Genomic DNA, 12,205 nt, shown 5'->3' with positions numbered 1-12,205 from the left:
TCGGAGCCCGCATGACCCAGGACCAACTCAAACAGGCCGTCGCCCAGGCCGCTGTCGACTTCATTCTGCCCAAGCTGGATGAAAAGAGCGTCGTCGGCGTCGGCACCGGTTCGACCGCCAACTTCTTCATCGACGCCCTGGCTCAGCACAAGACCGCCTTCGACGGCGCGGTCGCCAGCTCCGAAGCCACTGCCCAGCGTCTGAAGGGCCATGGCATCCCGGTCTACGAGCTGAACAGCGTCAGCGAACTGGAGTTCTACGTGGACGGCGCCGACGAGAGCGACGCGCACCTGAACCTGATCAAGGGCGGCGGCGCAGCCCTGACCCGCGAGAAGATCGTCGCCGCCGTGGCCAAGACCTTCATCTGCATCGCCGACGCCAGCAAGCTGGTACCGGTGCTGGGCGCCTTCCCACTGCCGGTCGAAGTGATCCCGATGGCCCGCAGCCACGTGGCGCGCCAGCTGGTCAAGCTGGGTGGTGACCCGGTGTACCGTGAGGGCGTGGTTACCGACAACGGCAACGTGATCCTCGATGTGCACAACCTGCAGATCACCAACCCGGTGGAGCTGGAAGCACAGATCAACGCCATCGTTGGCGTGGTGACCAACGGCCTGTTCGCGGCGCGTCCGGCGGATTTGCTGCTGCTGGGTACCTCTGAAGGCGTGAAAAGCCTGAAGGCCGAGTAACCTGCGGCGAGGGCTTCGCCCTCGATTCGCAGCACAAGGCTGCTCCTACAAGGGTACGCGATTTCCTGTAGGAGCAGCCTTGTGCTGCGAATGGGCTGCAAAGCAGCCCCACCTGCTCACTCCGCTGGCTGTTTGAACACATAGTACAGGTTCGGCTCACTGACCATATAGATGGTCCCTGTCTCATCCATCGCAATCCCCTCCGCCTGTGGCACCGTCGCCTGCAACCCCTGGAACCCCTTGCGCAACGACAAGGTACTCAGCGGCCGGCCCTCCACATCCAGCTCCAGCACCAGCCGCGACTCGTCCGACAGCGCCAGCAGGTGCCCGCTGCGCTCATCGAACTGCAAGCTCGACAGGTCCCGCACGAACAGCCGCGAATCGCGCTTGCGGTCCTGCACCACATGCACCGCATAGGGCTGCTCAGGGTTGTCGTGCGGGAAGCCATGCACCTCGTAGATCAGCATCGGGTCACGCTCCTTGGCCACGAACAGGCGCTTGCCCGCCGAATCGTAAGCCAGCCCCTCGAAACCCTTGTTGCCGTTCAGGCCAATGCCCAGGGTCAGCTGCTCGGCATCGCCGGCATCGAGGAACATCGTGTCGTCCTCCAGGCGCACGCGAATCAGCCGCTGCTGACGCTCGTCGGTGATCACATAGCTGTTGGGCCCGACGTACTCCACGGCTTCCGGGTCGCCGAAGCCGGTCAGCGGCACCCGGCGCAGGATGCGGCCGTCCAGCGACAGCTCGATCAGCTCCGAGCGGGCATTGGTGACGGTAAACAGGGTCTTGCGGTCGGGGTCGTAGGTCAGCGCCGATATGTCGTCATCCAGCCCTTCGACCGGCTGCGCCTCCACCACCACCCGGTAGCGGTCCAGGCCGATGCTCTGCTCGGCGGGCTGCCACCAGGCCTTGAGGTTGAACCAGCCACGCTCGAACAGGCGGAACTCCTGCCCGGCCAGGCCGAGCAGCAGCAGGCCGATGGCGGCCAAAACAAGGAACAGGCGAACAGAACGGCGCATGAAGGCAGACTCGACATAGGGGTGGCGAATCTAACCATGAACCACTGAATTAAAGCTTAATGCCAGCATCCGAAAAGTCGGATATTGGGTTCAGTTCTTTCTGAAGCGATAGAACAGGGCCGGCTCGCTGACCATGTACAGGTTGCCCTTGTCGTCCATGGCCACCCCTTCGGCACGCGGAATGGTGTCCTGCAGGCCGTTGAAACCGCCGAGCAAGGTCATGAAGCTGACCTGCTGCCCCTGCTCGTCCAGTTCCAGCAGCATGTTGGAATCGGCCGACAGCGCCAGCAGGTGGCCGGTACGCGGGTCGACGCCCAGCGCCGAGAGGTTGCGCAGGTCCAGTTCATCGTTGGGCAACGGCTGCTTTTCGCCCGTGAGCGGGCTGCGGCCATCGGTGTTCCAGGTGTACAGCCTTGGCGGGCGCTCCTCGCCGATGACCAGGCGCTGGCGCAGCGGGTCCCAGGCCACCGCCTCGAAGCCCTTGTTGCTCTTCACCGACTGGCCCAGGTCGTGGCTCTGGAAATCATCATGGTTCAACGAGGTGGTCTGCGCATCCACCTTGACCACGGTCAGGTCGTGCAGGCGCTCATCGGTGATTGCCAGGTAGCCGTCCTCCAGCACGGCGACGCCTTCCGGGTTGTTCCAGCCGTTGAGGGGGATCTTGCGCAGTACATCGCCATCCAGGCTCAGTTCGACCAGGATCGGGTTCTTGCCCATGACTGCGAACAGGGTGCGGGTACGCGGGTTGAAGGCCACATCCGAAGCTTCATCGTCGTCCATGCCCGGCAGCGGCTTGGCATCGATGTCGACCTGGTAGTCCGGCAGCCATACGCTTTCGCTGCGCTCGGCGGTGCTTTCGAAGCTTTCCTTGACCCACAGCGCGCCGCGGTCATCCCAGTGCATGGCCACAGCCACGCCATAGCCGATTACCGCCGCCGCGGCCAGGCCGAAGGGCCAGCGCAGGAAGAAACGACGCTTGGGGGTTGCCGGGGCGCTGGAGGGAGATGGCATGCGGGGGTCCTGGGGAAATGGGCGTAGGTTCGCGCATTATCCGGATCAGGTGTGAAAAATCGGTAAACAGGACCGGCCTCTTCGCGGGCATGCCCGCTCCCACAGGCATAGCGTCGCCCTTGAGGGTTGCGCATTACCTGTGGGAGCGGGTTTACCCGCGAAGAAGGCGACGCGGTCTCGAGTCAGAGCACCCGGCTTTCGAAGCGGCTCACACCCGGCAGCTCCAGCACCAGTTCGTCACCGACATTGAACGGCCCCACACCCGCCGGGGTGCCGGTGAGAATCACATCCCCTGCCTGCAGCGAAAAATGTGCCGCCATGTACTGAATCATCGGCACGATCGGGTTCAGCATCATCGCGCTGTTACCGTCCTGGCGAACTTCGCCGTTGACGGTCAGACGCACCGGAATGTCGGTCACATCCTCGAAGCTGGCGGCCGACACGAACGGCGGCAGTACGCAGGCGCCGTCGAAGCACTTGGCCAACTCCCATGGCAGGCCCTTCTCTTTCAGCTTGGCCTGCACATCGCGCAGGGTGAGGTCCAGCGCCGGGGCGTAACCGGAAATGGCGTCCAGCACCTCTTCCTCGCTCGGATGAGTCGACAGCGGCTTGCCCAGCAGCACGGCAATTTCCGCCTCATAGTGCACCGAGCCACGCTCGACCGGAATCTTGAAGCCGCCCTCGGCCGGCACCACGCAGCTGCCCGGCTTGATGAACAGCAGCGGTTCGGTGGGGATCGGGTTGTCCAGCTCCTTGGCATGCTCGGCATAGTTACGGCCGATGCACACCACCTTGCCCAGCGGGAAGTGAATGCGTGTGCCGTCTACGTACTGGTGCTGGTAACTCATGGCCGACTCCTCTGGATACTGCTTTCTATTCAGGTGCGAAGATCTTACCCGGATTCATGATGCCGTTAGGGTCGAACACGGCCTTTATTGCCTTCATGCAGGCGATTTCTTCGGGCGAGCGGCTGTAGCCCAGGTAGTCTCGCTTGGTAATGCCCACGCCGTGCTCGGCCGAGATCGAGCCGTTGTAGCGTTTGACGATATCGAACACCCACTTGTTGACCTTGGTGCACGAAGCGAAGAAGTCATCCTTGCTCATGTGCTCGGGCTTGAGGATGTTCAGGTGCAGGTTGCCGTCGCCGATGTGGCCGTACCACACCACTTCGTAATCCGGGTAATGTTCGGCCACGATGGCGTCGATATCGCGCAGGAACGCTGGCACTTTCGATACCGTGACGGAAATGTCGTTCTTGTACGGGGTCCAGTGCGAGATGGTTTCCGACAGGTACTCGCGCAGTTTCCACAGGTTTTTCAGCTGGGTCTCGCTCTGGCTCATCACCCCGTCCAGCACCCAGCCTTGCTCGACGCAGTGCTCGAAGGTGGCCAGGGCTTCGTTGGCCACCTCCTCGGTGCTGGCCTCGAATTCCAGCAGCGCATAGAACGGGCAGTCGGTCTCGAACGGCGCCGGCACATCGCCACGCGCCAGGATCTTGGCCAGGCCCTTGTCGGAGAAGAACTCGAAGGCGGTCAGGTCCAGCTTGCCCTGGAAGGCATGCAGCACCGGCATGATCGAGTCGAAATCCGGGGTCCCCAGCACCATCGCGGTGAGGTTGCGCGGCGCACGGTCCAGACGCATGGTGGCCTCGACCACGAAGCCCAGGGTACCTTCGGCACCGATGAACAGCTGGCGCAGGTCGTAGCCGGTGGCGTTCTTGATCAGGTCCTTGTTCAGCTCCAGCAGCTCGCCCTTGCCGGTGACCACTTTCAAGCCGGCCACCCAGTTGCGGGTCATGCCGTAGCGAATCACCTTGATCCCGCCGGCATTGGTGCCGATATTGCCGCCAATCTGGCTGGAGCCGCTGGAGGCGAAGTCCACCGGGTAATACAGGCCCTGTTCTTCGGCGTAGGCCTGCAGCTGGCGGGTAATCACCCCTGGCTGGCAGACCACGGTGCGGTCGAAGGCATTGAAGCCGAGAATCTGGTTCATGTAGTCGAAGGCGACCACCACTTCGCCATTGGCCGCCACGGCGCCTGCGGAGAGCCCGGTACGCCCGCCCGACGGCACCAGCGCCACCTTGTGCGTATTGGCCCAGCGCACGATCGCCTGCACCTGCTCCACCGTCTTGGGGAAGACGATGGCGCTGGGCGCCGGTGGGTAATGCTTGGTCCAGTCCTTGCCATAGGCTTCCAGGGAAGCTGCGTCGGTCAGGACCTTGCCAGGGTCGACAAGGGTCATCAGTTCATCAATAACAGCGGGGTGAGTCATCGCTGGAACTCTCGACTTATTCATAGTCACCCTGAGCACTCTTCACCTGTCGGGATAAGCTCAGATTGTGTCGCGTATGCTAGCATAGCCCTCCCGCTGTTCATGCTAAGGCTGCCTTTGCGCCTGGCATCACCCTCGCCATTTTTTCTCCGGGATACAGGTTTACGCAGATGAGCAAGACTTCTCTCGACAAGAGCAAGATCCGGTTCCTTCTTCTTGAAGGTGTGCACCAGAACGCGGTCGATACCCTCAAGGCCGCCGGCTACACCAACATCGAATACCTCACTGGTTCGCTGCCGGAAGCCGAGCTGAAGGAAAAGATCGCCGATGCCCACTTCATCGGTATCCGTTCGCGCACCCAGCTGACCGAAGAGATCTTCGACTGCGCCAAGAAACTGGTCGCCGTTGGCTGCTTCTGCATCGGCACCAACCAGGTCGACCTGGAAGCTGCCCGCGAGCGCGGTATCGCCGTGTTCAACGCGCCATACTCCAACACCCGTTCGGTAGCCGAACTGGTACTGGCCGAAGCCATCCTGCTGCTGCGCGGCATCCCCGAGAAGAACGCTTCCTGCCACCGTGGCGGCTGGATCAAGAGCGCGGCCAACTCCTTCGAAATCCGCGGCAAGAAGCTGGGTATCGTCGGTTACGGCTCGATCGGCACCCAGCTGTCGGTCCTGGCCGAGAACATGGGCATGCAGGTGTATTTCTACGACCCGCTGACCAAGCTGCCACTGGGCAACGCCGTGCAGGTCACCAGCCTGCACGAGCTGCTGGGCCTGGCCGACATCGTTTCGCTGCACGTGCCTGAGCTGCCGTCCACCCAGTGGATGATCGGCGAGAAGGAAATCCGCGCGATGAAGAAGGGCGCGATCCTGATCAACGCCGCACGCGGCACCGTGGTCGAGCTGGACCACCTGGCCGCCGCCATCAAGGACCAGCACCTGATCGGCGCCGCCATCGACGTGTTCCCGGTGGAGCCGCGCTCCAACGACGAGCAGTTCGAAAGCCCGCTGCGTGGCCTGGACAACGTGATCCTGACCCCGCACATCGGTGGTTCCACTGCCGAAGCCCAGGCCAACATCGGCCTGGAAGTGGCCGAGAAGCTGGTCAAGTACAGCGACAACGGTACCTCGGTATCCTCGGTCAACTTCCCGGAAGTGGCCCTGCCGGCGCACCCAGGCAAGCACCGCCTGCTGCACATCCACGAAAACATCCCGGGCGTGCTCAGCGAGATCAACAAGGTCTTCGCCGAGAACGGCATCAACATCTCCGGTCAGTTCCTGCAGACCAACGAGAAAGTCGGTTACGTGGTGATCGACGTTGACGCCGAGTACTCCGACCTGGCGCAAGAGAAGCTGCAACAGGTCAAGGGCACCATCCGTTCCCGCGTCCTGTTCTAAGTTCGCTGGCGGCATGAAAAAGGGAGGCCCTGGTGGCCTCCCTTTTTTTGCCTGTGACATTGGTGTCGCCTGCTTCGCGGGCTTGCCCGCTCCCACAGGGTCCACACCAGCCTTGAAGCCAGTGGTGATCATGTGGGAGCGGGCGAGCCCGCGAAGAACCCGACACCTATTTCACGTCGACAGTAATCTTCTGCGACACGACACTGGGCTTGAACGGCACGTGATACTGGTCACCCAGCACCAGTTGCAGGGTGTGCTTGCCCGGGGTGAGGGTAATGCTGGTCTCGGTCTGCGCCTTGCCGAAGTGCAGCACTTGCGGGCCATCCGGCAGCGCGGTGCCGGCCTGTGGCATCAGGCTGGATGGCAGCGCCATGTCGGCCACCGGCTCTTTATCCACGTCCACCAGCAGGTGGTGATGCCCGGTGTGCGGGGTGCTGTCGCCCGCAGGCTTGAGCGCCATGCCCTCGATGCCGAACTTGACGGTGAAGGTCTTGTCGACCGTGGCGCCATCGGCGGGGGAAACGATGAAGACCTTGGCATCCTTGGGCGGCTCCTGGCTCTTCAGGGCATCTGCGGCACTGGCGAACATTGACGCTCCCATCAACAGACCAGCAACGGCAGCACGCGAAAATAGGCTGTTCATTCACTTCTCCTGTGATTCACTTATTGACCGCCGCCAGTATTCCAGTGGCGGCGGTGGTTCACCTTAGTTGATATGTTTGCCCAGATGTTCACATCCTCAGGCAGAAATATTTCAATCAGGGTTAAACAATGCCGAGGCTTCAAGGTCATAGGCTGCGCTCGACCACGGCGAGGAAGAAAGCCGTGGCGAAGGTTATTCATCTGCCAAAGAGAAAGGGGCTTTAATGCGTTCGATCATCGGAGTAATGCTGGCGGTACTGATCACGCCATTGGCTCAGGCCGAGCTGATAGACGAAATTGCCGACCGGGGCGAACTGCGCATTGCCGTACAGGCCGACAACTCGCCGTACGCATTCAAGGAAAATGACCACCTGACCGGTTTCGAGATCGAGTTTGGCCAGGACCTGGCCAGGGAGCTGGACCTGCGCGCCGAGTTCATCGAAGCCCCTGCGGCAGAGGTACTGCCCGGTGTCGAAAGTGGCAAGTACGACATCGCACTGACCCCGTCTAGCGAATCGCCCAAAGGTGACGGCCCGCTCGATGTGAGCCTGCCGTTTGGCGAGAAGCAGCTGGTGATCCCGTTCCAGAAGAACAACCCGGCGTTCGAGAGCGCGGTGAACAATGCACTGCAGCGGCTCAAGGACAGCGGGCGGACTGCCGAGCTTGAGCAGAAGTGGTTCAAGGGTGTGCCTGAGACTGCGGCCGGGCAGTAAGTTCTTTATTGCCTGTACTGGCCTCTTCGCGGGCACGCCCGCTCCCACAGGTTAATCACAGGCCCGGGAGCGGGTGCTATCCCTGTGGGAGCGGGCGAGCCCGCGAAGCGGCCGGTACAGGCTTAAGCTGAAAGCCCGGCCAGAGCCTGCTGTGCCTCGTCCAGCTCCAGCTCGCTGAACACCAGCACCCCCGCCCGCCGCAGCAATGCCGTAGTCACCCCTTCCCCGGCCACCTTCACACCACTGAACGTGCCGTCATAGGTCAACCGGTTGCCACACGACGGGCTTCCAGCCTTCAGCACGGCCACACGAATGCCATGCCGGTGCACCAGCTCCAGCGCCCGCTGCGCCCCAGCCAGGAACTCGGCGCTGACATCCTCGCCCGTCACCGTCAGCACCTGCGCGCCACCGTCGAGCACCTCCCCACCCTGCCCGCCCGGTATCTCTGCAGGCGGACGTGGGGTCGGCAAGCCACCGGCCACTTCCGGGCACAACGGCACCACGCGCCCTTCGGCCTGCCAGCGCTGCAACAGGTCGGGGTGGCCACTGGCGCGGCCGTCATAGCGCACCGGTTGCCCCAGCAGGCAAGCACTGACCAGCACCTTGGGCAGGTCAGAACGGGTCATTGCCACGGCGCCGGAACCAGCCGGTCAACGAAAGCCGCTCACGCCCTGCCGGCAGCACCTCATGGGGCACCTCGCCCGACAGGAACACCACCAGGCAGCCCGCCACCGGCTCGACATCATGCTCGACACCGTCCGCCAGGAACATGCGCAACTGGCCACCGTCCTGCGGCTGCCAGCCTTCATTCAGGTACAGGACTGCCGACACCATGCGCCGGTCATCATCGCGGAAGCGGTCCAGGTGCCGGCGATAGAACGCCCCCGGCGGGTACAAGGCAAAATGGCACTCGAAGTCTTCCAGGCCGAGGAACAGGCCCCGGTTGATGGCCTGGCGCAGCTGGTCCATGGCGCTCAGGTACTGGTCGCAGGCCTCGGCCTGGCCAGGGTCGATCCACTGGATCTGGTCGCCGCGAATGGCCTCGCGCACCTCCTGGGCAGCACCGCGCCCAACCCCTGCGGGGTTGAGTTCGCCTTCGGCATCACGGCGCCGGCACTCAGCCGCGAGCGCGCGCACCAGGTCGGCAGGCAGAAAAAGCGCCTGCTGGGACCAGCCATGGGTGACCAGATCGTCGACGACGGCCGCAAGCATCGAGTGTTCAGGGGAGATGTGCATGGCGCGCATCATATCCATTAGCCATGTCGGCGCACAGCGCCACTTGGCCGAGAAGCACGCGGATATCTCGACAAACCGGCGCCCGGCCACGGACAATAGCCACCTGCCGACAGGAGTCCTGAATGCGCCGTCTGTTTTCCCTGATTCTGCTGATGATCTGCACCGTGCCTGTCTGGGCAGACAACCTGGATCAACTGTACAAGGCCGCCGGCTGGCCCGACCAGCGCGCCCATTTCAATGATGCCCTGACCGCCGCCCAGGAACGCTACCGCAACAGTTTGCCACCCGCCGTGTACCAGGCGCTGGTAAACAACAGCAACCAGCGCTTCCAGGCCCAGGCGGTGGACCGTCGCGCCCAGGCGCAGCTGCGCGCAACCCTGGCCAACCCGGCACCAGCGCTGGCCTTCTTCCGGTCGCCGCTGGGGCGCAAGGTGGTGGCTGCGGAGCTCAAGGCCACACGCAAGGACGAACTGGCCAGGAATGCCAAAGGCTTGCCGAAGATCCAGGCCAGTGATGACCGCCTGCTGATAATCGGCCACCTGGCCCAGGCCCTGCCGGCGCGCGAAGCCGGTGCCGAAGTGAGCCTGGCCATCGCCGGCGTGGCGGCCGACAGCCTCAGCTCGATGATCCCCGGCCTGTTCGGCGGCGGCCAGGCCCAGAACCTGCTCGACGGCCAGCGCCAGCGCCTGATGGGCCAGATCGGCGAAGACCTCAACAACACCCTGCTGTATGTCTATCGCGACCTGTCCGATGCCGAGCTGGAAGAGTTCGCCACCTTTGCCGAGTCGCCAGACGGCAAGGCTTACTACCAGGCCGCCCTGGCCGCCGTTCGCGCAGGCCTGGCGGTTGGCCAGAGCAGCAGCGACCTGAAGTGATCAGCCCAGGCGCTGATCGATGAAGTCGAAGTAGCGCTGGCGAATGCCCGGCAGCTCGTTGGCCAGGTGGTGACGGGCCTCGGGCAGCATCAGAATCTGCGGTTCGGCGAACTTGGCCTTGAGCACTTCGAGGTTGTACGGCCAGTCCACTGTGCCATCCGCCTCTCCTTGCACGATCAACGGCCGCCGCGTGCTGCGCGGCGCGGCCTCGATGCGTTTGACCCAGGCAATCAAGGCACCCACCCAGGCTGTAGGCAGGCGGCGCGGTTGTAGCGGGTCGGCTTCGAGGAACGGCAGGAAGGTCGGGTCATTGGTGTTCTCGCTGAAGCGCCGCTCGATGCCATTCACGAAGTGACGCAACACGCGATAGCTCAGCTTCGACCAGCGCCAGGCACAGGGCCGCACCAGCGGCGCCAACAGGATGACCTGGCCATCGATGGGGCTGCGCGCGCCCTGGTACAACAGGTGGTCCACGGCGATGGCGCCACCGGTGCTTTGCCCGCAAAGGTGCCAGGGGCGCGGCAGTTGCAGCGTGCGCGCCTGTTCGAACAAAGCATCCAGCACTTGCTGGTAAACCGCGAAATCACTGATGCTGGCCCGCTCGCCGCTGGACAGGCCATGGCCGGGCAGGTCGCAACTGATCACGGCGAAACCCTGTTTGAGCGCCCAATCGATCACGTGACGGTACAACCCCATGTGATCGTAATAGCCGTGCAGCAGGAACAGCGTCGCGCTCGGCTGCTCGGGTAGCCAGGCCTGCCCGACCAGCTCGAAGCCTGCGGCCTGGAAGCCGCCCAGCCAGCTGTGGGCCGACAGGTTCAGGCCATAGAAGCGCTGGTAGTCCTGCGCCTGCGCCGACAACGGCCGGCGAGCGTTCAACGGCGCCAGGCTGGTGCGCAGGAGGTCGGGGTGAAAGGCAGCGGGCATCGGGTACATCCACAGTGAAGCAAGTATTGATCTGGGATATTCAGCTCTGGCCCGCGCCATGGCAAGCTTGCTCACTATCGAACATCAACCACCGATCCCCTGTAGGAGCGGCCTTGTGTCGCGATAGGGCCGCACAGCGGCCCCGGCAATCTCAGCGTGTGGCACAAATCCTGGGGGCGCTTCGCACCCCATCGCGACGCAAGGCCGCTCCTACAGGGGGCCGCGGAACCTTCATGAAGACTCGGATCATCAAACCACTGTGCATGGCTCTCGTCCTCATCGTCGGCGCCATCATCCTCTGGCAGGCCTACACCACCTTCAAGGCCCGCTACCTGCGCCCGTTCGACAACCAGGCCACGCTGTTCGACGGCAGCCAGCTGCAGTTGCCCGCCGAGCTGGCCGGCCCCGGCCCGATCCGGGTAGTGCATTTCTGGGACCCTGCCTGCCCGTGCAACGTCGGCAACCAGCAGCACTTGGGCGACCTGGTCAACCAGTTCGCCAGCCAGGGCGTGACCTTCCACGTGCTGCAAAAGCCCGACAGCCACGGCCAGCTGCCCGCCAACCTCACCGCCCTCAAGCCACTCGCCAGCGTGCCCGGCAGCGAACACCTGCCCGCCTCCCCGGCCGTGGCCATCTGGGACCGGCAAGGCCACCTGGCCTATTTCGGCCCCTACAGCGAAGGCGCCGTGTGCAATGCCAGCAACAGCTTCATCGAACCGATCCTCAAGGCGCTACTCGACGGCCGCCAGGTGAGTGCCTCCAATACCCTGGCGGTGGGCTGCTACTGCCCCTGGGCCGGCTGACGCACCCGCGCAGGGTTGCCCACCACCACCGCGCCTGCCGGCACGTCACGGGTGACCACACTACCGGCACCCACCACGGCGTTATCGCCAATGGTCACCCCCGGCAGGATGATCGCCGCGCCGCCGATCCACACGTTGTTGCCGATAGTCACCGGCCGGCCACTCTCCAGCCCTGTGCGGCGCACCTCGGGGTCGAGCGGGTGGTCGGCGGTATAGATCTGCACGTTGGGGCCGATCTGGCAGTCATCACCGATATGCACCGGCAGCACATCGAGGATCACGCAGTTGAAATTCATGAAGGTATTGCGGCCGACGCTGATGTTGTAGCCATAGTCGCAATAGAACGGCGGGCGGATTACCGCGCCTTCGCCGACCTGGCCAAAGTGCTCGACCAGGAGCCCATGACGTGCGTCGTTGAGCAATTCGATACTGCTGTTGTAGCGGTGCATCCAGTGCTTGTTGGCGATCTGCTCGGCCTGCAGCTCGGGGCAGCCAGCGTGATAGAGCTGGCCTGTAAGCATTTTCTGTTTTTCGCTGAGGGACATGGAAACTCCTTCCTGGGGCTATGCTCTGTTCGCGAATCCGCCGATCATCGGACCACATTTTTCGCTTGAACGCACAA

14 protein-coding genes are annotated in these 12,205 nt (G+C 63.4%); 5 read left to right on the top strand and 9 right to left on the bottom strand.

What is annotated here, in order from left to right:
- The first annotated feature begins 11 nt into the window (after positions 1-11).
- Positions 12-686 (top strand): ribose-5-phosphate isomerase RpiA, encoded by a 675-nt coding sequence (gene rpiA, locus ACGLHT_RS02130; protein ID WP_013974672.1) that lies wholly within the window; start codon positions 12-14, stop codon positions 684-686.
- A gap of 116 nt (positions 687-802) precedes the next feature.
- Here rpiA and ACGLHT_RS02125 read toward each other — a convergent pair whose 3' ends face one another.
- The 4 genes from ACGLHT_RS02125 to ACGLHT_RS02110 all read right to left on the bottom strand — a co-directional run bounded on the left by ACGLHT_RS02125 (position 803) and on the right by ACGLHT_RS02110 (position 4,987).
- The gene (locus tag ACGLHT_RS02125; protein WP_137162614.1) at positions 803-1,705 is read right to left on the bottom strand and encodes an SdiA-regulated domain-containing protein; all 903 of its coding nucleotides are present in this window, start codon (positions 1,703-1,705) and stop codon (positions 803-805) included.
- Positions 1,706-1,795: 90 nt separating this feature from the next.
- Positions 1,796-2,716, bottom strand: a complete 921-nt coding sequence (locus ACGLHT_RS02120; RefSeq protein ID WP_137162615.1) for an SdiA-regulated domain-containing protein — start codon at positions 2,714-2,716, stop codon at positions 1,796-1,798.
- A gap of 182 nt (positions 2,717-2,898) precedes the next feature.
- Positions 2,899-3,564 (bottom strand): fumarylacetoacetate hydrolase family protein, encoded by a 666-nt coding sequence (locus tag ACGLHT_RS02115; protein ID WP_019472496.1) that lies wholly within the window; start codon positions 3,562-3,564, stop codon positions 2,899-2,901.
- 25 nt (positions 3,565-3,589) lie between these two features.
- Entirely contained in the window at positions 3,590-4,987 is a 1,398-nt protein-coding gene (locus ACGLHT_RS02110; protein WP_137162616.1) for an FAD-binding oxidoreductase, read from the bottom strand.
- Between the two features lie 170 nt (positions 4,988-5,157).
- Here ACGLHT_RS02110 and serA point away from each other — a divergent pair, with 170 nt between their 5' ends.
- The gene (gene serA / locus ACGLHT_RS02105; protein WP_003258542.1) at positions 5,158-6,387 is read left to right on the top strand and encodes a phosphoglycerate dehydrogenase; all 1,230 of its coding nucleotides are present in this window, start codon (positions 5,158-5,160) and stop codon (positions 6,385-6,387) included.
- Between the two features lie 166 nt (positions 6,388-6,553).
- On the opposite strand, the gene ACGLHT_RS02100 is transcribed toward serA, so the two are convergent.
- Positions 6,554-7,030: a DUF4399 domain-containing protein gene (locus tag ACGLHT_RS02100; RefSeq protein ID WP_025341008.1), complete on the bottom strand. Its 477-nt coding sequence runs from the start codon at positions 7,028-7,030 to the stop codon at positions 6,554-6,556.
- Between the two features lie 223 nt (positions 7,031-7,253).
- Here ACGLHT_RS02100 and ACGLHT_RS02095 point away from each other — a divergent pair, with 223 nt between their 5' ends.
- Positions 7,254-7,742, top strand: coding sequence for an ABC transporter substrate-binding protein (locus tag ACGLHT_RS02095; protein ID WP_137162617.1), 489 nt, complete (start codon positions 7,254-7,256; stop codon positions 7,740-7,742).
- A 122-nt stretch (positions 7,743-7,864) separates the two neighbouring features.
- Here the strand turns inward: ACGLHT_RS02095 and ACGLHT_RS02090 are convergent, their stop codons facing one another.
- Together ACGLHT_RS02090 and ACGLHT_RS02085 are read right to left on the bottom strand one after the other, a co-directional pair.
- A complete protein-coding gene (locus ACGLHT_RS02090; RefSeq protein WP_061304697.1) occupies positions 7,865-8,368 on the bottom strand; it encodes a DUF523 domain-containing protein in 504 nt (167 codons plus the stop codon).
- Positions 8,355-8,987, bottom strand: coding sequence for a 2OG-Fe(II) oxygenase (locus ACGLHT_RS02085; RefSeq protein ID WP_137164749.1), 633 nt, complete (start codon positions 8,985-8,987; stop codon positions 8,355-8,357). The genes ACGLHT_RS02090 and ACGLHT_RS02085 overlap by 14 nt, the downstream gene beginning before the upstream one ends.
- 113 nt (positions 8,988-9,100) lie before the next feature.
- On the opposite strand from ACGLHT_RS02085, the gene ACGLHT_RS02080 reads away from it, so the two are divergent.
- Entirely contained in the window at positions 9,101-9,853 is a 753-nt protein-coding gene (locus ACGLHT_RS02080) for a DUF2059 domain-containing protein (RefSeq protein ID WP_003258544.1), read from the top strand.
- On the opposite strand, the gene ACGLHT_RS02075 is transcribed toward ACGLHT_RS02080, so the two are convergent.
- Positions 9,854-10,780: an alpha/beta hydrolase gene (locus ACGLHT_RS02075; protein WP_137162618.1), complete on the bottom strand. Its 927-nt coding sequence runs from the start codon at positions 10,778-10,780 to the stop codon at positions 9,854-9,856.
- Between the two features lie 233 nt (positions 10,781-11,013).
- Here ACGLHT_RS02075 and ACGLHT_RS02070 point away from each other — a divergent pair, with 233 nt between their 5' ends.
- Complete coding sequence (locus ACGLHT_RS02070; RefSeq protein ID WP_137162619.1) at positions 11,014-11,583, top strand: DUF6436 domain-containing protein; 570 nt, start codon at positions 11,014-11,016, stop codon at positions 11,581-11,583.
- On the opposite strand, the gene ACGLHT_RS02065 is transcribed toward ACGLHT_RS02070, so the two are convergent.
- The gene (locus tag ACGLHT_RS02065) at positions 11,562-12,128 is read right to left on the bottom strand and encodes a sugar O-acetyltransferase (RefSeq protein ID WP_137162620.1); all 567 of its coding nucleotides are present in this window, start codon (positions 12,126-12,128) and stop codon (positions 11,562-11,564) included. The genes ACGLHT_RS02070 and ACGLHT_RS02065 overlap by 22 nt on opposite strands.
- Positions 12,129-12,205: the final 77 nt, after the last annotated feature.

The sequence above is a fragment of the Pseudomonas sp. PsB genome, from assembly GCF_043658375.1.
Lineage (GTDB): Bacteria > Pseudomonadota > Gammaproteobacteria > Pseudomonadales > Pseudomonadaceae > Aquipseudomonas > Aquipseudomonas putida_Z.
This window is presented reverse-complemented; position numbering and strand designations above follow the sequence as displayed.